Source organism: Nesterenkonia sp. K-15-9-6 (assembly GCF_052656005.1).
Genome location: NZ_JBQYEY010000006.1, coordinates 149754 through 170341, shown reverse-complemented (window position 1 = coordinate 170341; position 20588 = coordinate 149754). Strand labels below are relative to the sequence as shown.

Below are 20588 nucleotides of genomic sequence, written 5' to 3'. Positions count from 1 at the left end.
CACAGCGACGACCCCGGCATCAGTGCCGACCGGAACTGGGTGATCCCAGCCAGCGATGCCCGCCACCTCGCCGGTGACCCCCGCACCTGCCACAACTGGTACCAGGCCACCACCGGCCCGCACCAGCCGGGCGCAGGAGACGTCTCTCCGAACATCCTCGCCATCACCTACACCGGCCGCTACGCTCCAGCCCGGCTGCGGGATGCCATCATCTTCCGCGATGGGGTCTGCCAGGCCCCGGGGTGCACCACCCCGGCGCAGCGCTGCGATCTTGACCACCGGCTCCCCTACCCGGCAGGCCCCACCAGCGGGCCCAACCTCCAGGCCCTGTGCCGCAGGCACCACCGGATCAAATCCCACGGCCTGCTGACCACCGAAGAGGACCCGGCCACACCACCGAAGACAGCAGCACCAGAGCCAGCAGCGCCACAGACTCCCCCGGCGTCGCCAGCCCCGCCAGCAGCACCCCCGCCAGCAACATCGCCGCCACCGTCCTCACAGCGGCCGGCAGCTCCACCGACGCGCCCCGGTCCGCGGCGTCGTGGGCTGCCGCCTGCCTGGCAGCCCACGCGACGGCGTGCCCTCACGCCCCACGGCCGTGTCGACCTCATCGCCGCACACCAAGGCACCCCGGGGTCCCGTGCGGGCGTGACCGTCTTCTACGAGACCAGCAGACGACGACACTGAGCCACACCAGCCCAGCCACACCACCGAACTCCCCGCTGACTGACCTGCTCAGCCGGGCACGTCGTCGCGCCGGTCCTCCACGCACGGGTCGGCCCCGGCGGACCTGCGAATCCTCACCGAGGCAGTTGGAGGAGACCAGCCGCACCACGTCCTCCAGCACCCGCGCCAGCACCATCAGCTCCGTCCTGGCTGCGGCATCCCGATCAGACGAAGGCCGAGACCCCGGTGAGTGCCCGCCCCACGATCAGGGAGTTGATCCCGTAGGAGCCCTCATAGGTATAGATGGCCTCGGCGTCCCCCATGAGCTTGGCGACCTCGTAGTCGGTGGTGATGCCGTTCCCGCCCAGGGCCTCCCGCCCGAGGGCCGCGGACGCCCGGGCCAGGCGGGTCGCAGTTGCCTTCGCAGCAGCCGCGTGCACCATCTCCAGCTGTCCCTCCTGCTGGAGTGCGGTGATCTGCGTCATCAGCGCCTGTGTCGCCGTCAGGTTCCCCGAGATCTCGGCGATGGCCTGCTGGATGAGCTGGAATGAGGCCAGCGGGCGGCCGAACTGCTCGCGATCGGTCACATAGGTGCGCACCACGTCGAGCACCGCGTGCTGCAGACCGACCGCCTGCCAGCCGACCCAGGCCCGTGAGCTGCACAGCAGCACGTTGGTGTCCGCGAAGCTGCGGGCGCCGGGCAGCTTGGCCTCAGCCGGAACCCGCAGATCCTCCAGCACGACGTCGGCGTTGGGGATGCCGCGCAACCCCATCTTGTGGCGGATCATCTCCGCGTGGTAACCGGGAGTGTTCGTCTCCACGAGGAAGCACTTGATGGCGTCGTCGGCGACGTCACGGGCCCAGATGAGGGCGATGTCAGCGATGGTGGCCATCCCGATCCAGCGTTTGGTGCCGTTGATGACCCAGGAGTCGCCCTCCCGGCGAGCCGTGGTCGCCAGACCGCCGGCGATGTCCGAGCCGTGGTCCGGCTCGGTGAGACAGAAGGCGCCAAGCGCCTCAAAGCGGGATAGGCGCCCCAGCCAGGCCTCCTTCTGCTCCGCGGAGCCATAGGCGTGGATGAGACCCACGATGAGCTCGTTGTGGATGCCCAGCACTGCGGACATGGAGACGTCGGCCTGGGCGACGGCGGCGTGCGCCAGGCCCTTGAAGAGACGGGACGTGCCGTCGATCTCCAGACCGCCGAGCCCCAGGTCCGCCAGCGACGGCAGCGCCTCGGCCAGGAACCGCTCCTCGTTCCACGCTTCGAGGGAAGGCTTGCGGAGCCTCTCCTGCACGAAGGCCTCGATGTGACGGAGGCGCTCGTCCTCCTCAGCGGACAGGTGGCGCCTGGTCTTCAGCAGGTCGCCCTCGGGGTACTGGACAGCAACGGTCACCGTCACCAGCTCCTTCGCATGGTCGCCGGCTCCTGGAGCCGGCCATGATGAGCCGCGCCGGGGCCGGGATGGGGAGGCGCGCCCCCTCGGGAGGGACGCACCCCGGTCTCGGGTCCCAGGCGGTGCCGGATCTCGGCCTGGCCGCCTCGGGACCCTCAGTATATGGCCTGACCAGTGACGCGCATCACAGGAGGTCAGGTCCTGTCGTAGGCTGGAGCTGTCAGCCCGGCAATCACGTCGGGCCCCGTGTCGACTGACGCCGCACGCAGCCAGTGGGAGGTTCTCCAGGACATGACCAGCCACAACGCCTCACTCGACTCCAGCGCCCTGACCAGCGCCGAGCGCGCCGCCGCGTTCCGCCAGGCCCGGGACCGCCTGGTGGCCTGCCAGCAGGACTACGACCGGGCCCGTGAGGAGTTCCGCTGGCCTCGGTTCTCCCACTTCAACTTCGGCCTGGACTGGTTCGACGTCGTCGCCTCCGGGGAGCGAGCCGACCAGGACGCCCTGGTGATCGCCGAGGCCGACGGCACCGTGCTGCGCCGCACCTTCGCCCAGCTGCGCGACGCATCGAACCGAGTGGCGAACTGGCTGACCGCTCAGGGCGTCCGACGCGGCGACCGGATGATCCTCATGCTGGGCAACCAGGTGGAACTCTGGGAGGTCATGCTCGCCGGCATCAAGCTGGGCGCCGTGCTGATCCCCACCACCACGCAGATGGGGCCCGCCGACCTCCAGGACCGGGTCAGCCGCGGACAGGCGCGCTGGGCCGTGGCCGGCCCCGCAGACCTGGCGAAATTCCAGGAGGTCGACGGCGACCTCACCCTCATCCACGTGCCGGGGGCGGGGGCGCCGCCGGACAGCGGGCGGACTGTGCTGGACTACGAGGACTCCCGGCACGCCTCCGCGACATTCACCCCCGTGCAGCCGACCCCGGCTGACGAGACCCTGCTGCTCTACTTCACCTCCGGGACCACCTCGCTGCCCAAGCTGGTGGAGCACACCCACACCTCCTACCCGGTGGGGCACCTGTCCACGCTGTACTGGATCGGCATGCAGCCGGGAGACGTCCACCTCAACGTCGCCGGACCTGGGTGGGCCAAACACGCCTGGTCCAACTTCTTCACCCCGTGGATTGCCGAGGCCACGATCTTCATCTACAACTACACCCGTTTCGACGCCGCCGAACTGATGGCCCAGATGGACGCCCGCCGGGTGAGCAGCTTCTGCGCCCCGCCCACCGTCTGGCGGATGCTCATCCAGGCCGACCTCACCCTGCTGCAGCACCCGCCCCGGGTGACCGTCTCCGCCGGGGAGCCGCTCAACGCCGAGGTGATCGACCAGGTGGAGCGGGCCTGGGGCTGCACCATCCGAGACGGCTTCGGACAGACCGAATCCACGCTGCAGGTGGCCAACACTCCCGGCCAGCCGGTGACGCGCGGCTCGATGGGTCGGCCCCTGCCCGGCTTCGACGTGGTGCTGATCGATCCCCGCACCGGGGAGGAGGCCGAGGAGGGGGAGCTGTGCCTGCGCGCCGAGCAGTCCGGGACGCGCCGGCCCGTGGGACTCATGAAGGGCTACGCGGGAGACCCCGAACGCACGGCGGAGGTCTTCCGCGACGGCCTGTACCACACAGGAGACGTGGTCCGACGGGGTGAGGACGGGGTGCTGACCTACGTGGGCCGCAGCGACGACGTCTTCAAGTCCAGCGACTACCGGATCTCGCCCTTCGAGCTGGAGTCCGTGCTGGTGGAGCACCCCGCTGTAGCGGAGGCCGCCGTCGTGCCCGCCGCGGACGAGCTGCGGCTGGCGGTGCCCAAGGCCTACGTGGTCCTGGCGGCCGGCTGGGACTGGGATGAAGAGACGGCCACCTCGATCCTGGCGTCCTGCCGGGAGAAGCTGCCGCCGTTCAAGCGAATCCGGAGGATCGAGCGCATCGAGCTGCCGAAGACCATCTCCGGGAAGATCCGCCGGGTGGAGCTGCGGGCACTGGAGGAGAGCCGGGGCGGCGAGCCCGGCGCCGAGGAGTTCCGCGACGCCGAGCTGCCGGCGCTCCGGACCTGAGGCGGAGCCGGGTCAGGCCTTGACCATCTGCCAGATCCCGACGGCGGCGACCCCGACGACACCTGCGCCGCCGACCCAGGTGAGCCAGAACAGCGGCATCCCCGGCATGGCCCCGACCATCCCCCAGCAGAGCACCGCCGCCGATGCGGCCAGGGCGATCAGCATCCTCTCCCCGAGTCGGTACATGTCCTGCACGTTCTCACTGGTCAACGGCTTCGGGAAGTTGAAGATCCGCGGGCGCCGGGAGAGCAGCGTCATGCCGAGCACGCAGAGCAGCCAGATCAGCACGGGGGCGAGGAACAGCTCCCAGGGTGATCCCATCCTGTTCACCGACCCGTCGATGGCGAAATGCACCGGCACCTGACTGGGCTCCTCCAGGGCACGCCAGCCGATGAGCAGCATCGGAACCGCGCCGACCACCACGCTCGCCCAGCGCAGGGTCCTCCACCCCGAGCCCAACTCATAGTCCGGCTCCGGACGGTCCTGCCATCCGCCATACACCTCCGGCTCCGGCGCCTGCGCCCGGCTCGTCTCAGCGTCCCCCACAGCCAGTCCTCTCTCCTGTCTTGCGCGTGATGTGCGTACTCATCAGTCGAAGTCCCCGAGCCCGCCGTCGAGCAACCAGTGATGGCGCAGGGTCAGCGCCCGCTCCAGGGCCGCACCCACCGCCGCGACCGTCAGGGTGACGTTCGCCCAGCCGGGCAGGGTCACCGGGGAGATGAACACGCCCCAGGACTCCGGTACGACATCCCAGCGGGACACCACCTCGGCCAGCTGCAGCCCGCCCACCACGAGCCCGACGACCAGGATCACGACGGCGGCCCAGCCCACCGCACGACTGGCCCGGGGGCGCCGACGGTCGAACTCTGCGCGCAGCCCCTCCATGGAGCGGGGGTCCGGCTCCAGCATGCGGGTGGGCCCTCCGTCGTCGGGCACGTAGTGCATGCGCTTCAGACCGTAGAGGCTGGCGGCGAACTCCACCACACCACCCGGCACGGAGAACGCGGCCGGGGAGGCGCCGACGCCTACCTGGCGGCCCTCACGGTACAGCGAGGCCTCGAACTCGGCGGAGAAATGGTCCACATCGACCTGGTAGTCCACCGTCGGCCGCGCCTCGTCAGGCCCACCGGCGGCCCCGTCGGAGACGGGAAGCTCCAGATGGAAGGCCGAGCGGTGCAGCACATGCCACCACTGCATCGGAACGAAGGCACGGCCGTCCCCCGGACGGACCTTCCGCTGCCGACGCCGCTTGCCCCATTCCTTCATGGGCTCCAGCCTGCCAGGCGTCGCGCCGCGCGAGGATCAGCCGGAAGGATGATTCGTCCTCACGGCCCACACGGCAGCAGGCGATGACTACCGGTGCTGCCAGGTGGGCTTCCGCTTGTTCGCGAAGGCGTCCATACCTTCGGACTGGTCCTCCGTGGAGAACAGCGAGTGGAAGATTCGGCGCTCGAACTGCAGCCCACTGGCCAGCGGCATCTCAAAGGCCGCAGCCACCGCCTCCTTGGCCATCTGTGCGGCCGGCTTGGACTTGGAGGCGATCAGCTCGGCCACCGTCTTCGCCTCGGCGTCGAGCTCCCCGTCCGGGACCACCCGCGAGACGAGGCCGATCCGCTCGGCCTCCTCGGCGTCGATGTGGCGGCCGGTGAGCACCATGTCCATGGCCTTGGCCTTGCCCACGGAACGGGTGAGCCGCTGGGAGCCGCCCATCCCCGGGATGACGCCCAGGTTGATCTCCGGCTGGCCGAACTTCGCCCCGGTGCCCGCGATGATGATGTCGGCCATCATCGCCAGCTCACAGCCGCCGCCCAGCGCGTAGCCGGAGACGGCGGCGACGATCGGGGTCCGCACTCGAGCCAGGTCCTCCCAGCGGCGGAACCAGTCCGCCGCGTACATGTCGGCGAAGGACTGCTCGGACATCTCCTTGATGTCCGCCCCGGCGGCGAACGCCTTCTGCGAACCGGAGAGCAGGATCGCACCGATCTGCGGGTCGGCGTCGAAGGCCACGGTCGCAGCGACCACTTCCTCCATGGTCTCTGCGTTGAGCGCGTTCAGCGCGGCGGGCCGGTTCAGCTGGATCCTCCCGACCCGCTTGGCGGAGGAGACCTTGATGGTGGTGTACGTCTGTTCAGTCATGGGGCAGCTCCAGAATCTTGTGGGGCACCGGGGTGAAGAAATGGTCGAGCAGGTCGTCGTCGACGTCGGCCAGCCGGGCGGGGTTCCAGCGCGGGCTGCGGTCCTTGTCCACCAGCTGGGCACGGATCCCCTCCCGGAAGTCATGGGAGCGCAGCATATGCATCCCCACCGTGTACTCCTGGATGAGGGCACCCGCCAGGGAGAGCTCCGCCGCCGTGGTGATGGCACGATGCGCGACCCTCACGGACAGCGGGGAACGCGCCCGCAGCGTGGACGCCGCCTCGGCGGCCTCCGGGATCTCCCCGGCCACACCGTCCAGCCGGGCGAGGATGATGTCCACATCATTGCCGGAGTAGACGTGGTTGATCCACTCGGCCGCGCCCAGGGCGGAGTCTCCCGGCTCCACGGCGAACTCCGGCAGCGCCTCATCCACTGGGCGACTGGTCAGCTCGCGGATCAACGCTTCGATGGACCCCGAGTCGATCCGGGTGTCCGCCAGTCCGGCGAAGATCGCATCCGCGGCTCCCAGGTGGAGCCCCAGCATCCCCGCGTGCAGGCCGACCTTCCTCGGCGCATGACCCAGCAGGAAGGTACCGCCGACGTCGGGCGAGAACCCGATGGTGGTCTCCGGCATCCCGGCCCGGGTGCGTTCGGTGACGATCCGGTGGGAGCCGTGCGCGGAGATGCCCATGCCCCCGCCGAGCACCAACCCGTCCATCAGCGCGATGTACGGCTTCGGGTACTGGGAGATCAGCAGGTTCATGCGGTACTCGACCGCCCAGAAGTCCTCGGTGGCGAAATGCGCCTGATAGGCGGGGGTGCCGTCAGGAAGCATCGGGCCGCCGTCGTGGTCCTGATGCTCCACCATGTCCCGGTAGACGCCGACGACGTCTCCGCCCGCGCAGAGCCCCCGCTCCCCCGCGCCCCGGACGAGCACCTGGGCGACGGCGTCGTCGGCGGCCCATTCCTCCAGCTGGATGAGCACGGACTCGCACATCAGCTGCGTCAGCGCGTTCATGGCCTTGGGCCGGTTCAACGTGATGATGCCGAGATGTCCTCGGACCTCGAATGCGACGTCGCCGGTGAAAGTCTCCCTGCCCATCACGCCTCCTTGCCGGTCCGCGGACCCGTCGGTCGATGAGAACCCAGAGCACAGGGAGTGACCTGGGTCTCACCACAATGTACCGGCCCACAGGGACGCGTTCAACGCGCCGACGACGGCACGGACGCGGCGCTGATCAGGAGGTTCCGGAACCCGGTCGGCTCAGTGCGCCACCGGACCCGCCGGCGTCGCGGAGGCCTCGATCTGCCAGGGCCGGACCACCAGCAGGGCCACCGCGGTGGCCGCGGCCATGCCTCCAGCGATGACGATGGCCATCCCTGTCGCGCCTGCGCCGAGCACGCCCACCAGCGGGGCCGTCAGGGCGGCCACGCCGAACTGGACGGCGCCCAGCAGTGCGGCGGCGGTGCCCGCGGCCTCCCCATGACGGGAGAGCGCCAGCGCGGGCGCATTGGGCAGGGCGAGCCCGCAGGCGGCCAGGACCAGCCACAGCGGGACGAGCAGGCCAGGCAGACCGCCGACGCCCGTGGCGGCGAGCAGCAGCAGGACCACGCCCGCGGCGGTGCCGGCGACCAGAGCGCCGGTCATCACCTGGGCGGGGGCGAAACGGCGGAGCAGCCGCACGTTGCACTGCGTGGCGATGATCAGGCCCACTGCGCCCAGGCCGAAGACGATCGCGTACTGCTGCTCGTCCAGCCCGTAGACCTGCTGGAAGACGAACGAGGACCCGGAGACGTAGCCGAACAGGGACGACATCGCCAACCCGGCCACGAGGATCAGACCCACGTACGGCCGGTCGCCCAGCAGCCGGCCGCAGTCCCGCAGCGTGCCGAGCGGGCCTCCGCGGCGCCGGCCCTCCGGCGCCAGCGTCTCCGGCAGCAGCATCGCGGCCACCACGGTGATCGCGACGCCGAGGATCGCCAGCACCACGAACACGCCCCGCCAGGACACCAGAGCCAGGACCAGCCCTCCGAGCGTGGGGGCCAGCACCGGGGCCGCACCCATGACCAGCATGAGACGGGAGAGGATCTTCGCGGCCGCCATGCCGACGAACAGATCCCGGACCACGGCCATCGCGACGACGGCGGCCGCGGCCGCCCCGAGGCCCTGCAGGACCCGCATGCCGCCGAGGGCGACCAGGTCCGGGGCGAGCGCGCAGCCGACGGAGGCCACCACGTGGACGGCCACCCCCACCAGCAGCGGACGACGACGGCCCACCGCGTCCGAGAGCGGGCCCACCAGCAGCTGTCCCAGACCCAGACCGGCGAGCGTACCGGTCAGCGTCAGCTGCACGGCGGCCTCCGTGGTCATCAGGTCATCACGGATGGCCGGCAGGGCCGGCAGGTACATGTCCACGGTGAGCGGACCCAGCGCGATGAGCACGCCCAGCACCAGAATGAGCCGCAGCCGCTCCGCCGGGGTCAGCAGCTCCCCGGGCGTCAGCGCGGTCCGCTCCTGACAGTCAGGCACGGCTCAGGCGTTCCAGAGGCCGTAGGAGTCGGCCAGGGACGCGATCTTCTGGGCGCGGGCCAGACGCGGCAGGTAGGAGCCGTCACCGATGGAGGCACCCTTCTCATGCGCTTCGATCAGTTCGCGGGCCCAGTTGAGCTCATCGTCGGAGGGGCTGAGACCCTTGTTGACCAGGTCCACCTGCCCGCGGTTGAGCGAGAGCTTGCCGGTCATGCCCATCGAGGCGGTCACACCGCAGGCTTCGATGACGGCGGCCTCCTCCGCATCGGGCGGCGTCGGGCCGTCGATGGCGCCCGGTAGTCCGCCCACACGGGAGGCGATGACCAGGCGCGACCGCGCATAGGCCAGCGCCATGGGGTCGGCGGAGACGCCGACGTCCTTGCGGAAGTCATTGGTGCCGAAGGCCAGGCGGAAGGTGCCGGGAGCCGAGGCGATCTGTGTGGCGTTCTCCACGCCGAGGGCCGACTCCACCAGCGCGATCACCGGAGTTCCGGCCCGCAGACGCATGGCCGTGTAGGTGACCTGCTCCGGCCGCTCGGTCTCGGCAAGCATGACCCCGCGCAGCCCCTCGGCCTTGGAGAGCGCGGCGACGTCGTCCTCCCAGTGCGGAGACGAGGTGGGGCTGATGCGGACCCAGGCGGTCATCCCGCCGTTGAGCGCCTCCAGCACGGCGGCCCGGGCGGCGACCTTGCCGTCATCGGGCACCGAGGCCTCCAGGTCGAAGATCACCGAGTCCGCCTCGCTGGCGAGGCCGGGGGCGAAGTCCTCCTGCTTGGCCGCATTGATCAGCAGCCAGGAGCGGGAGAGCTTGGCAGGCAGAGCGGCGGCGCGTCGGTTGCGAATCGGCATGGGCCCAGCCTATCGTCCCGCCGCCTGGTGGGCCGGGCTGACGCACCCGCCTCCCGCATGCTGAGAAGCACCGATGGGGGCACCCCCGGCGCTCCCGGGCTCCCCACCGACGCCGCTCATGCCTGCCGCGATCGATGGTCGCTGTCCGCGGCGATCGACGACGGTTCGGCGGAACGTGGCGGGGATTGACACCGGCCGCCGTGCGGAGGAACATAGTGATGGGCCACGGTTCAACTTTGAACCGTCATGGAGACATCCCCCTCGTCTCCGGCCCGACAGAAAATCGATGTCCGAGTTTCCGTTCCCTCGGGCATCGTGTTCTGCCCCGCGAGAAGATCTGCTGGCCGGGTGCGCATCATCCCACCCCTGACAGCCGCCCGGTCCCTTCTCGCCCAGCGGGCGGGAGGCACCCCCGTTCTGGCCTCCCGCCCGCTCCCTCCACCTCGTGACACCTGCGGAGCTCCGCCGAATTCGCTGAACCGCGGGAGGGCTCGTATTCTGGCTCCCATGACTCTCCGCCGTTCCCTGCGCCTGTGCGGCGCGGCCGCAGCTGCTGCGCTGCTGCTGGCCGGCTGCGGCGGCGACGACGAGGACGCTCCCACGGAGCCGGACCAGGCCATCCCAGCACCCGAACATGAGGCCGATGACACGGTCCGCCTGCCCCTCGGGCTGGTGAGCCCCCAGGGCCACAGCGTCAACGCCCCGATCGACGAGGAGGGCGTGGTCCGGATCCGGGAGGACGTCGGGAGCGTGCAGCAGACCGAGGTCTACCGGACCGACACCTTCGGCTGCGAAGACACCGTGTCCGTGATCGCCTCCGTACCGATGGTCACCGAGGACCCGGCACGCAGCGCCGTGGAGTTCCTGCTGCAGGACCAGCACTACCACCACGGGGACCCCGCCTACCTGAATCCGCTGGCCATCTCCGAGGGACTGGAGCTCGACTCCGTGACCGTCGACGACGACGTCGTCACCGTGGATCTCACTGGGGAGCCCACGGTGCGCGGCGCCTGCGAGTCCTGGCAGATCCACTCCCAGCTGGAGGCCACCGCCCGCGCCGCCACCGGCGCCGAGGAGGCCGAGATCCTGCTCGACGGGGAGCCGTTCGCCCACGTGCTGGGCATCGAGGTGACGGAGGGTCCGCTGACCCTGCAGCGCGTCACCGACATCATCCGCTGACCCTGCCCGGGACGCCGACGTCGTCAGCCCACCAGGCGCCCTCAGTCCAGAAGCAGTCCGGGCTGCTCGAGGACCGCACCGACGTCGCTGATGAACCGTCCGGCGTGGTCGCCGTCGATGAGGCGGTGGTCGAAGGACCCGCCGATGGTCATCACGTCCCGGGGGACGATCTGCTCACCCACCACCCAGGGCTTGCGCCGCACGGCGCCGAGCAGGACGATCGAGGCCTGGCCCGGAGGCAGGATCGGGGTGCCGCCGTCCAGGCCCAGCGGGCCGACGTTGGTGATAGAGATCGTGCCGCCCTGCATGTCCGCCGGGGCAGTCTTCCCATCCCGGGCGTCCACCGTCAGCTGAGTGATGGCGGCCGCGAGGCCACGGGTGCTGTAGGTCTGCGCATCATGGATCACCGGCACCATCAGGCCCCGCGGGGTGGCCGCAGCGATCCCCAGATTCACATAGTTCTTCACCGAGTAGTGGCTGTCATGCCAGGTGGCGTTGACCTGCGGGTTGCGGCGGGCGGCCCAGATGATCGCCTTGGCCGCGAAGAGCAGCGGAGACACGCTCAGTCCCTCGTAGGAGGGGTCCTGCTTCAGCGCGGTCCGCAGCTCCATGGTGCGCGTGACGTCGATCTCCTTGAACACGCTGACATGCGGGACCTCGGAGGCGGAGGCGCTCACATTCGTCGCCGTCGCCTTCCGGATGCCGCGCACCGGAACCTTCTCCTCCCGGGGGCCCTCGCGGAGCAGGCCGGTGAACGGCGGCTCGGCCGGGGTCGCTGTCGCCGGGGCCTTCTCCCCGTTCTTCTGACGAGCGCGGCGCTCGACGTCGTCGCGGGTGATCTTGCCGTTGCCGCCGGAGCCGACCAGCTCCCAGACCGCCACACCCAGACGCTTGGCCAGCGCCCGGACCGGTGGGCTCGCCTTCGCCACGAGATCGCCGATGTCCGAGGCGCCCGCAGCGGGAGCCGGGACGACGTCGCCGGGGCGCCCGCCTGAAGGGTCCAGGTCCGGGAGTCCCAGATCCGAGACGTCCACCAGGTCAGGGGTGGTGTGCCCGCTGCGCGGACGGCGCCGGGCCGAGTCCGCCTTGGGCCCGGAGCCGATCAGCGAGTCCTCGCTCTGCGAAGAGGAGGCCGGGGTGGAGGTCGACGTCGCCTGTGCCGCAGAGCTCGTCGTCCCGGCAGACTCGTCGTCGACGGGGGCGGGGGCGGCCGCCGGTTCCGCCGACTGAGCCGCTGACGGCTCGGTCTCGGGGCTCGGGGAGCCCTCCACAGCGATGCGGATCAGCGGACTGCCGACCTCGATCGTCTCGCCCTCGTCCGCGACGAGCTCCTGGACCTGGCCGGCGTACGGGATGGGGAGCTCCACCAGCGATTTGGCGGTCTCGATCTCGACGACGATGTCGTTGACCTCGACCGTGTCCCCGACCGCCACACGCCAGGAGACGATCTCCGCCTCGGTGAGCCCCTCGCCGACGTCAGGCAGGTTGAAGGTGTCGACCATGCTCAGTCTCTCTCCGTTCGTTGTCGACGCCGGGATCAGCGGCGGGGATGGCTGAAGCTGCGGTCCACGGCCTCCAGCATGCGATCGATGTCCGGCAGGTAGCGGTGCTCCTGCTGCGACGGCGGGTACGGCATGTGGAAGCCGCCCACCCGAAGCACCGGGGCGACGAGTCGGTGGTGGGCCCGCTCGCTCACTCGGGCGGCGATCTCCGCGCCGAAGCCGCCGAAGGTTGGGGCCTCGTGGGCGACGATGAGCCGCTGCGTCTTCGCCGCCGATCGAGCGATGGTCTCGTCGTCGAGCGGGCTGATCGAGCGGACGTCGACGACCTCGATGCTGCGTCCGTCCTGGGCCGCCGCCTCCGCGGCCGCGAGAGCCACCGGCACAAGGGGCCCGTAGCAGGCGATCGTGGCGTCGGTGCCTTCGCGCACCACCTGGGCGGTGAAGGCGTCCTGGGCGGGGGTGGAGAAGTCCACCATGCCCTTGAGCCAGTATCGGCGCTTGGGCTCCAGGATGATGACCGGGTCCTCGCAGCGCACCGCCTGACGCGTCATCCAGTAGGCGTCATGCGCGTTCGACGGCGTGATGATGCGCAGACCCGCTGTATGCGCGAAGAGCGCCTCCGGAGACTCGGAGTGATGCTCGATCGAGCCGATGGAGCCGCCGTAGGGCAGCCGGATCGTCACCGGCAGGTGCACCTTCCCCGCGGTGCGGGAGCTGATCTTGGCCAGCTGGGTGGTGATCTGGTTGAACGCCGGGAAGACGAAGCCGTCGAACTGGATCTCGGCGACCGGACGGTGCCCGCGCATCGCCAGACCGATGGAGGTGCCGACGATTCCTGACTCCGCCAGCGGAGAGTCGATGACCCGCCGGGGGCCGAACTCCTTCTGCAGCCCGTCGGTGACGCGGAAGACGCCGCCCAGGGCGCCGATGTCCTCCCCGATGAGCAGGGTGCGCGGGTCGGCGGCGAGCTCATCGTGCAACGCCGCGGTGATCGCCTTGGCGAGGACGAGTTCCCGCGGAGGTGCGGGCGTCTCGACGCCGTCGTCGTGCCCGACCGCCTCCTGGGCGCTGCGTGCCGAAGAGGCCGTGGAGACGACGTCCGGTGAGGACGGTGTGGGGGCCGCGGGGCGCGTCCCGCGTGCACCTCGGCGGGAGCTGCGTGCCGAGGGCGCGTGGGACTCCGCCCGGCGTGCCTGGCCATGGTTCATCAGTGTCATCGGGCACCAGCCTCTCCGCCGGCCAGGGCGTCGTCATCGACGAAGCCGGCCTCGTACTCCTTCAACCACGCCTTGTCCGTCTCGACCTGCCGGTGCGGCTCGGCGTAGACGGCGTCCATGGCCTCCTCGAGCGGCAGCGGATCGATCTCCTGGACGGCCCGACGCAGCTCGGCCGCGACCTCGGCGGCCTCCTGGTCCACCTCGGAGAAGTAGATGTCATCGGCGAGGTCCTCGGCCTCGAGCCAGCGACGGTACCGGTCCAGCGGGTCCTTGGCGCGCCAGGCCTCCACCTCGTCCGCGCTGCGGTACTTGGTGGGGTCGTCGGCCGTGGTGTGGGCGCCCATCCGGTAGGTGACCGATTCGATGAGCTTCGGTCCGCCGGCGCGCACCTGTCCCGCCATGTGGGCGGCCACCGCATAGCTGGCGAGCACATCGTTGCCGTCCACCTGGACCCCCTCGAAGCCGTACCCGGCGGCGCGAGCGGCCAGCGGGCTCCGAGACTGCGTGGAGGAGGGCACGGAGATCGCCCAATGGTTGTTCTGGATGAAATAGAGCACCGGCAGCTCGTAGGAGCTCGCGAAGACCATGGACTCGTGGACGTCTCCCTGGCTGCTGGCACCATCGCCGAGGCAGGCCAGGACGATCTCGTCCTCCGCCCGCCCGTCGGCGAGGTCACCCGCTTCGAGCTCCCGCTGGATGCCCATCGCCCACCCGGCGGCGTGGAGGGTCTGGGCGCCGAGCACCACCATGTAGACGTTCATGGCGTGCTCACGGGGGTCCCAGCCGCTGTGCGCGGTGGCGCGGAAGAGCTGGATGATCTGGTCCGGGCGGATGCCGCGGTGGAGGGCCATGACGTGTTCCCGGTAGGTCGGGAAGATCATGTCCGTGGGCTTCAGCGCTGAGACGGTTCCGGCCTGGGCGGCCTCCTGTCCGAGGGCAGGCACCCAGAGGGCGAGCTGGCCCTGGCGCTGGAGCGAGGTCGCCTCAGCGTCCATGCGCCGCTCCGTGGCCATGAGTCGATACAGGTCGCGCAGATCCTGCTCTCCGAGCGCGGCGATGTACTCGCTGTACACGTCATGCTCGGTGTAGGTTCCGTCGGGCGCGAGCAGCTGGATGGGCTGCACGGCGTGCTCCTCTCCGGTGGCATCAAGGGTGGGCCACCGTTCATTCTGTCAGCTGCGGTCAGCTCGTCCGTGTGTAGGTCTTACACAACTGGATCAGCCGATCGTTGGCTTCGGTTTCGCCGATGCTGACTCGTACACCGTCGCCGTCGAAGGCCCGCACGGCGAGGGCCTGGAGCCCGGCCTCGTGGGCGAAGTCACCTGCGTGGTCCCGCAACGGCAGCCATATGAAGTTGCCCTGCGCGTCCGGCACGTTCCACCCCGCGTCGATGAGGGCGTCCCGGACTCTCTGTCGTTCTTGTACAAGATTCTGCACCCTGGAGTTCACCTCGTCCAGAGCTTCCAGCGATGCGATCGCTGCGACCTCACCCAGCGTGGAGACGCCGAACGGGACCGCGACCTTGCGCAGGTGCTGGGTCACCTCCGGTGAGGCGATGGAGTAGCCGACCCGCAGGGCCGCGAGACCGTGTGCTTTGGAGAAGGTCCGCAGCACCACGACCTGCGGGTGCTCGCGGTACAGCGCGAGCGTGTCCACGGGGTCCTCGATGCGCACGAACTCCAGGTAGGCCTCGTCGATGACGACGACGACGTCGCGGGGGACCTTCCCCAGGAAGTCCACGACCTCCTGATGCCGCAGCGCGGGCCCGGTCGGGTTGTTGGGTGTGCACAGCAGGATGACCCGGGTCCGGTCCCTGACCGCGACGGCCATCGCCTCGAGATCGTGGCGACCGTCCTGCGTGACGGGCACCGGGACATCCTGGGCGCCTGCAGTGCGGACCACAATGGGGTAGGCCTCGAAGGAGCGCCAGGCGTAGATCACCTCGTCAGGAACGCCGTCGGGCCCTGTGCCGGCGAAGGCGCTGATCACCTGGGTCAGGGCGCCGAGGCTGCCCGTTCCGGTGACGATGTCCTCCACCGGCACGTCGAGGGTCTCGGCGAGCGCGGCACGCAGCTGCTCCGCACCGGGGTTCGGGTAGCGGTGGACGGTGTCCACCGAGGCGATGGCCCGTTCCACGGAGGGGACCGGGCCCAGCGGATTCTCGTTGGAGGAGAGCTTGTAGGGGGTGAGCCCCTCGGCGGGGCGAGGCGGCTTGCCTGCGGCATAGGTGGGCAGCAGGGACAGGGCAGGGCGCGGGGTGACCGTGCCCGCGACGCTGCGGGTCAGCCGGTCAGCCGTCCGGGCGGTGTCGTGGTCTGTGGTGCTCATGGGTCGCATGATCCTCTCAGGGTTCTCTCATCTCTGACATGAGATGATCGTCCTCGTGAGAATCCTACTGGCGATCGTGCTCAACGCCTGCGCCCTGGGCGCGGCGGCTCTGCTCCTCCCTGGGATCGGCGTCGAGGGCGCCGGTGACGACATCGGGATGGTCCTGCTGGCCTATCTCTTCGTCGGGGCTGTCTTCGGGGTCATCAACGCCGTGATCAAACCGGTCCTCTCCCTCCTGGCCCTGCCGATCACCTGCCTGACGCTGGGCCTGTTCGCCGTGGTGATCAATGCCGCGATGCTGATGCTCACCGGCTGGGTCACCTCCTTCTTCCCCGTACAGTTCGTCGTCGGGTCGTTCTTCTGGGATGCGATCCTCGGGGCCATCATCGTCTCCCTGGTCTCCGCGATCCTAGGCCGGTTCCTGGTGGATCCGGCGGCACGCGCGGCCTGATCACCGGGCCGCCGGGATGGGGGCTCACCGCTCCGGCGGGCCGATGACGGCCGGGGTGAGCGGCTGCGGTACGGACGGTTCGCCGTCGTCGGCGCCCGGCGCCGGACCGGACCGTGGGGTGGTCGGGATGATCACGCCGGGGGTGAGCGGCTGCGCGCGGTCACGGTGGCCGCGGACCGGTTCCTGGGGATTCGCGGCGGCTTCCGCCTGGCTCCGCATCGCCGAGGCGTCGGATCCGACGGCGCCGCCGAGCGACTCCTCCCCAATAGCACCTCCGGGCTCCCCAGCCAGGCCCTGACCGTCCTCCTCACCGGCAGATCCCAGTGCGCCGGAGTCGAGGGTGCCGGAGTCGAGGGTGCCGGCGCCCCGTGTCCTCTCGGAGGGAGAAGGTGGTGCGGTGTCCTCGAGGTCCGGCGTTCCTGGCGTCTCGGGATCCTCCACCGGTGTCACCGGGCCGAACGCGTCTCCGATCCCCAAGACGTCCAACCGCTCGATGGACTCCCAGACGCCGGTCGTCAGTCCCGTGGCTTCCCAGAACTCCGGGTCGAACAGGTCCGGGTCCTGGCTGTCCGGGTTCTCCTCCCATTTCGTCCGGAAGACGTGCGTCTCCGCCTGGCCCTGGTACAGCGTGGAGAAGTCTCGCAGCAGCGCATCCCCGCCCTCACCGAGGTGCTCCTCCGGGTTGGCCTCTAGCTCCTCGACGATGTCGAGGTAATGCTGGTAGCTGTGGGCATCGCCGAACAGCGAGGGGTCCTCGGGCCGGGCGTCCTCGTCGTGATGGGCGACCTCGATGACCTGTCGGTTCACCCCGGTTCCTTGGTGCTCACCGAGGAGGTGCGGCACAGGATCACGACGGTCCTGGATATGCGTGGTCGAGGTCTGCGTCCCTGGCGGGAAGCCGCCGTGTCGGCCCGGGGCTCCGATGCTCGTCGCGGCGACCAGGTCATACTTCTCCCCCAGCCTGCCGTTCCGGACCAGATTGGTCACCCCGATCCCGCCGAGACTGTAGCCGGACAGAGCGATCTGGTCTCCTTCCTGCGCCCCCAGGCTCTCCAATGCCTCATCGACCACATCGGCGAGCTGCTCGGCGTCGTTGAACGCCGAGTCGACCAGACCCAGGTACCCCCTGCCGTCCTGCCGGTTGAGGTCGGTGATGTCCATATCCAGTCCCGGCAGATGCACCATGTACGTGGTCTCGCCCGAGTCTCCGGCGACGGTCGTCACCGCGAGGTCCCCCTCCTCCGAAACCTGGCCCATCTGCTGGTACCACGAGTGCAGCGTTCCGTCGCCGTGGTGGAAGGACGTTCCCGTCTGATCACCCAGCCTCAAATCATGTCTCGCCATCTCATACGCGGCCAGCGCGTTCTCTTCCTGGAGCTTCGCGATCGCCAGGAACCCGAACCCGGCACCGTCCTCGAACCGATCGCGCCCGCTGGGCCTGCCGCCCCCGAGGCCTGATCGCCCACGCGTGAAGTACGCCGCCACCAGCCGAAGCGCCTCCTGCCCGCCGAGCACACCGAGGCTGCGGGCCCAGTCGCCGGCCAGCCTCCCGTCCCCCTGACCGGCCTGATCGATGACGTAGGAGGTCTCCGAGATGAGCTCGCTGATCTGCAGCCATCGGCGGATCATCGACTCGCCCTCGCGGTACTTGTCGTGGGAGTACTCGATCGCCGACACACACTTCTCCACCAGACCGCTGATCCAGATGATCCGCATGCTGAGACTCGCACTCCGGGTCACCAGCAGCGGCGCCCGCCAGTGGGGGATCTGAGGACGTGGCACCAGCAGCAGCGTGTTGTTCGCGGCGACGTCGTCCAGCTGCCTCCCCGCGAGCTCCTGAGCCGCCCCGACGTGGGACGAGGCCGCGAGGAGCGTCTCCCAGGCGACGTCGATCGTCGTGTCCCCGCCAGAGACCCTGACGGTGAACGGACCGTGATCGGCGGTGTGCGGGCGCACGGGCACCGGCACGGGGAACTGAGGGGCAGGAAGATCCATGGTCATCTCCTGACAGTGTGTCGTCGACGGGGTGGTGGATGGGGCGGTTGATGGAGTGGCCGTCAAGTGGCGTTCTGCTCGACAGGCGGTCGCAGGACCTCTGCGATCACGTCGCCGAGCCCAGGCGGAACTCCCCCGTAGTCGTCGAGGAAACTCCCCAGGGACATGACGTCGTCCACTGCCGCGCGCGCTCGTCGCAGCAGGACCTCGCCGGAGATCCCCACGATGTCCAGCCCGGCCACCGCGTCGAGGATCGCGGCCAGATGGCGCGCGACCTGCGCTCCCTCCCGCATGACCCCCGCGAGGATCGACGCCTCGGACGCCAAGTCCTCAGCTTCCTCGCTGACCCCCGCGCTGTCGGCCATCAGCAGGTCGATCAACCCGCGGAAGGCGTCCCCGGCCAACGATTCCCACCGCACCGCGTCCTGAGCGAGGACGAGCTGCGTCCGCTGCTGAGGGCCCAGACCCGCTGCGCGCCGGTACCGGGCGGCCATCTCGTCATAGACCGTGGCGACCTGGTCCAAGTGGGCAGCTGCGGCACTGTACACGGGAACTCCTCGGGGCTCGGCCGCTCGACGGCGGCTGACTGAACAGGGACGACGCCGTCGACGCTAGGCGGCGCACCGCTCTCTGCGCCGGCCGGGGCGGCGGTCTGTGGATAGCCCGGGCATGTCGCCGCCGTCGTCCGGCCCCTGTGGAGGAGCCCGCCTGTGACGGGCCTGCACCTGCGCCCCTCGGCCGTGGAAGAATGTCGGGCATGGCCAACTCTGTCTCCTCCCCTGCCGTGTCCACGCCGTCCTCCGCCGACCAGGACCGCGTCAGCCTCGCCGCCGCCGAGCCGCAGATCGCCCTGGGTGCGCTGGACGGTCGGTACCGCCCCGCCGTCGCGCCGCTGATCGACCACCTCTCCGAGGCCGCGTTGAACCGCAACCGCATCCACGTGGAGGTCGAATGGTTCATCCACCTCTGCACCGAGCAGGCGCTGCCGGGCCTGCCCATCCTGACGGAGGAACAGATCGCCGGGCTCCGCGGCATCGTGACCGGATTCGGGCCGGACCAGGTCGCCGAGCTGGCCGCCATCGAGGCCGAGACGGTCCATGACGTGAAGGCGGTGGAGTACTTCATCGCCCGTCGCCTCGACGGACTCGGACTCGGTGAGCTGACCCCGCTGGTGCATTTCGCCTGCACCAGTGAGGACATCAACAACCTCAGCTACGCGGTGGGCATCCGTGACGCCGTCGAGCAGGTGTGGCTTCCTGCGGCCCGCACGGCGCTGGACGGTCTGGGCGCCCTGGCCGCAGAGGCCGCCGAGGTGCCGATGCTCTCCCGTACCCACGGCCAGCCAGCGACTCCCAGCACCCTCGGCAAGGAGATCGCCGTCTTCGTCCACCGCCTGGCCCGCCAGGTGCGTCGTGTCGAAGCTCAGGAGTACCTGGGGAAGATCAACGGCGCCACGGGCACCTACGCCGCCCACCTGGCGGCCGCACCGGAGCTGGACTGGCCGGCGCTGGCACAGCGGTTCGTGGAGAAGCTCGGACTGACGTTCAACCCGCTGACCACCCAGATCGAGTCTCATGACTGGCAGGCGGAGCTCTACGCGGACATCGCCCGCTTCAATCGGATCCTGCACGGGCTGTGCGTAGACATCTGGTCCTACATCTCCATCGGCTTCTTCCGTCAGATCCCCGTGGCCGGGGCCACCGGGTCTTCGACGATGCCGCACAAGGTCAACCCGATCCGCTTCGAGAACGCCGAGGCCAATCTGGAGATCTCCAACGCCCTGCTCGACTCCCTCGGCTCCACGCTCGTGGAGTCCCGATGGCAGCGCGACCTCACCGACTCCTCGGGCCAGCGCAACATCGGCACCGGCATCGGCCACTCGGTGCTGGCGCTGAGCAACGTCACCAAGGGCCTGAAGCAGCTCGACGTCGCCGCCGAGGTCATCGCCGCCGACCTGGACGCCAACTGGGAGGTCCTGGGAGAGGCGATCCAGACCGTCATGCGCGCAGAAGCCATCGCGGGCACCTCCGGCATGGAGAACCCCTACGAACGGCTCAAGGAGCTGACCCGCGGCCGCCGCGTGGACGCCGAGAAGCTCCAGGAGTTCGTCGCCGGACTCGGGCTGAGCCCCGCCGCCGAGGACCGGCTGAAGAGCCTCACCCCGGCCCGGTACACCGGCCTCGCGACGCGGCTGGCCCGGGAGTTCGCCGGCACCGAGTGACCGGCACCGAGCGAGCAGCGCAGACACGGTGAAGGGGGCCGCTTCGGCGGCCCCCTTCG

At 70.0% G+C, this 20588-nt stretch carries 17 protein-coding genes; 4 read left to right on the top strand and 13 right to left on the bottom strand.

Annotated features, from left to right (window positions below; genetic code table 11):
* Positions 1-890: 890 nt before the first annotated feature.
* The gene (locus SD455_RS06035) at positions 891-2060 is read right to left on the bottom strand and encodes an acyl-CoA dehydrogenase family protein (protein ID WP_070158818.1); all 1170 of its coding nucleotides are present in this window, start codon (positions 2058-2060) and stop codon (positions 891-893) included.
* A gap of 291 nt (positions 2061-2351) precedes the next feature.
* Here SD455_RS06035 and SD455_RS06030 point away from each other — a divergent pair, with 291 nt between their 5' ends.
* Positions 2352-4121: an AMP-binding protein gene (locus SD455_RS06030; RefSeq protein WP_445507545.1), complete on the top strand. Its 1770-nt coding sequence runs from the start codon at positions 2352-2354 to the stop codon at positions 4119-4121.
* 12 nt (positions 4122-4133) lie between these two features.
* On the opposite strand, the gene SD455_RS06025 is transcribed toward SD455_RS06030, so the two are convergent.
* The 6 genes from SD455_RS06025 to SD455_RS06000 form a co-directional block, all read right to left on the bottom strand.
* Positions 4134-4667 carry a DUF1648 domain-containing protein gene (locus tag SD455_RS06025; protein WP_445507544.1) on the bottom strand — a complete coding sequence of 178 codons (534 nt, stop codon included), beginning with the start codon at positions 4665-4667 and terminating at the stop codon, positions 4134-4136.
* A gap of 42 nt (positions 4668-4709) precedes the next feature.
* Complete coding sequence (locus tag SD455_RS06020; RefSeq protein WP_070158816.1) at positions 4710-5387, bottom strand: hypothetical protein; 678 nt, start codon at positions 5385-5387, stop codon at positions 4710-4712.
* Between the two features lie 87 nt (positions 5388-5474).
* Positions 5475-6257, bottom strand: a complete 783-nt coding sequence (locus SD455_RS06015) for an enoyl-CoA hydratase (protein ID WP_070158820.1) — start codon at positions 6255-6257, stop codon at positions 5475-5477.
* Positions 6250-7359, bottom strand: a complete 1110-nt coding sequence (locus SD455_RS06010; protein ID WP_445507543.1) for an enoyl-CoA hydratase/isomerase family protein — start codon at positions 7357-7359, stop codon at positions 6250-6252. The genes SD455_RS06015 and SD455_RS06010 overlap by 8 nt, the downstream gene beginning before the upstream one ends.
* A 162-nt stretch (positions 7360-7521) precedes the next feature.
* Positions 7522-8787, bottom strand: a complete 1266-nt coding sequence (locus SD455_RS06005; protein WP_445507542.1) for a multidrug effflux MFS transporter — start codon at positions 8785-8787, stop codon at positions 7522-7524.
* 3 nt (positions 8788-8790) lie between these two features.
* Positions 8791-9636 (bottom strand): HpcH/HpaI aldolase/citrate lyase family protein, encoded by an 846-nt coding sequence (locus SD455_RS06000; protein ID WP_311025297.1) that lies wholly within the window; start codon positions 9634-9636, stop codon positions 8791-8793.
* A 507-nt stretch (positions 9637-10143) separates the two neighbouring features.
* Here SD455_RS06000 and SD455_RS05995 point away from each other — a divergent pair.
* The gene (locus tag SD455_RS05995; protein WP_070160357.1) at positions 10144-10815 is read left to right on the top strand and encodes a GerMN domain-containing protein; all 672 of its coding nucleotides are present in this window, start codon (positions 10144-10146) and stop codon (positions 10813-10815) included.
* Between the two features lie 41 nt (positions 10816-10856).
* On the opposite strand, the gene SD455_RS05990 is transcribed toward SD455_RS05995, so the two are convergent.
* From SD455_RS05990 to SD455_RS05975, 4 genes are read right to left on the bottom strand one after another with little or no spacing between them, the layout of a single operon-like run.
* Complete coding sequence (locus SD455_RS05990) at positions 10857-12317, bottom strand: dihydrolipoamide acetyltransferase family protein (RefSeq protein ID WP_445507541.1); 1461 nt, start codon at positions 12315-12317, stop codon at positions 10857-10859.
* A gap of 35 nt (positions 12318-12352) precedes the next feature.
* Positions 12353-13534, bottom strand: coding sequence for an alpha-ketoacid dehydrogenase subunit beta (locus tag SD455_RS05985; RefSeq protein ID WP_237090049.1), 1182 nt, complete (start codon positions 13532-13534; stop codon positions 12353-12355).
* The gene (locus tag SD455_RS05980) at positions 13531-14658 is read right to left on the bottom strand and encodes a thiamine pyrophosphate-dependent enzyme (RefSeq protein ID WP_070160353.1); all 1128 of its coding nucleotides are present in this window, start codon (positions 14656-14658) and stop codon (positions 13531-13533) included. Before SD455_RS05980 ends, SD455_RS05985 begins: the two co-directional genes overlap by 4 nt.
* 58 nt (positions 14659-14716) lie before the next feature.
* Positions 14717-15862: a histidinol-phosphate transaminase gene (locus SD455_RS05975; protein ID WP_445507540.1), complete on the bottom strand. Its 1146-nt coding sequence runs from the start codon at positions 15860-15862 to the stop codon at positions 14717-14719.
* Between the two features lie 55 nt (positions 15863-15917).
* Here SD455_RS05975 and SD455_RS05970 point away from each other — a divergent pair, with 55 nt between their 5' ends.
* The gene (locus SD455_RS05970) at positions 15918-16313 is read left to right on the top strand and encodes a phage holin family protein (protein WP_083277521.1); all 396 of its coding nucleotides are present in this window, start codon (positions 15918-15920) and stop codon (positions 16311-16313) included.
* 24 nt (positions 16314-16337) lie between these two features.
* On the opposite strand, the gene SD455_RS05965 is transcribed toward SD455_RS05970, so the two are convergent.
* The gene (locus tag SD455_RS05965; RefSeq protein ID WP_445507539.1) at positions 16338-18308 is read right to left on the bottom strand and encodes a hypothetical protein; all 1971 of its coding nucleotides are present in this window, start codon (positions 18306-18308) and stop codon (positions 16338-16340) included.
* 62 nt (positions 18309-18370) lie between these two features.
* Positions 18371-18856 carry a hypothetical protein gene (locus SD455_RS05960; protein WP_311025294.1) on the bottom strand — a complete coding sequence of 162 codons (486 nt, stop codon included), beginning with the start codon at positions 18854-18856 and terminating at the stop codon, positions 18371-18373.
* A gap of 209 nt (positions 18857-19065) precedes the next feature.
* Here SD455_RS05960 and purB point away from each other — a divergent pair, with 209 nt between their 5' ends.
* Positions 19066-20529, top strand: coding sequence for an adenylosuccinate lyase (gene purB, locus SD455_RS05955; protein ID WP_445507538.1), 1464 nt, complete (start codon positions 19066-19068; stop codon positions 20527-20529).
* Positions 20530-20588: the final 59 nt, after the last annotated feature.

Bases quoted from the DNA above. Each gene is read 5' to 3' on its own strand.
- SD455_RS05995 (WP_070160357.1), top strand. From the start codon at position 10,144: ATGACTCTCCGCCGTTCCCTGCGCCTGTGCGGCGCGGCCGCAGCTGCT.
- SD455_RS06030 (WP_445507545.1), top strand. From the start codon at position 2,352: ATGACCAGCCACAACGCCTCACTCGACTCCAGCGCCCTGACCAGCGCC.
- SD455_RS05965 (WP_445507539.1), bottom strand. From the start codon at position 18,308: ATGGATCTTCCTGCCCCTCAGTTCCCCGTGCCGGTGCCCGTGCGCCCG.
- SD455_RS06015 (WP_070158820.1), bottom strand. From the start codon at position 6,257: ATGACTGAACAGACGTACACCACCATCAAGGTCTCCTCCGCCAAGCGG.
- SD455_RS06000 (WP_311025297.1), bottom strand. From the start codon at position 9,636: ATGCCGATTCGCAACCGACGCGCCGCCGCTCTGCCTGCCAAGCTCTCC.
- SD455_RS06010 (WP_445507543.1), bottom strand. From the start codon at position 7,359: ATGGGCAGGGAGACTTTCACCGGCGACGTCGCATTCGAGGTCCGAGGA.
- SD455_RS06020 (WP_070158816.1), bottom strand. From the start codon at position 5,387: ATGAAGGAATGGGGCAAGCGGCGTCGGCAGCGGAAGGTCCGTCCGGGG.
- purB (WP_445507538.1), top strand. From the start codon at position 19,066: ATGGCCAACTCTGTCTCCTCCCCTGCCGTGTCCACGCCGTCCTCCGCC.
- SD455_RS05990 (WP_445507541.1), bottom strand. From the start codon at position 12,317: ATGGTCGACACCTTCAACCTGCCTGACGTCGGCGAGGGGCTCACCGAG.
- SD455_RS05975 (WP_445507540.1), bottom strand. From the start codon at position 15,862: ATGAGCACCACAGACCACGACACCGCCCGGACGGCTGACCGGCTGACC.
- SD455_RS05985 (WP_237090049.1), bottom strand. From the start codon at position 13,534: ATGACACTGATGAACCATGGCCAGGCACGCCGGGCGGAGTCCCACGCG.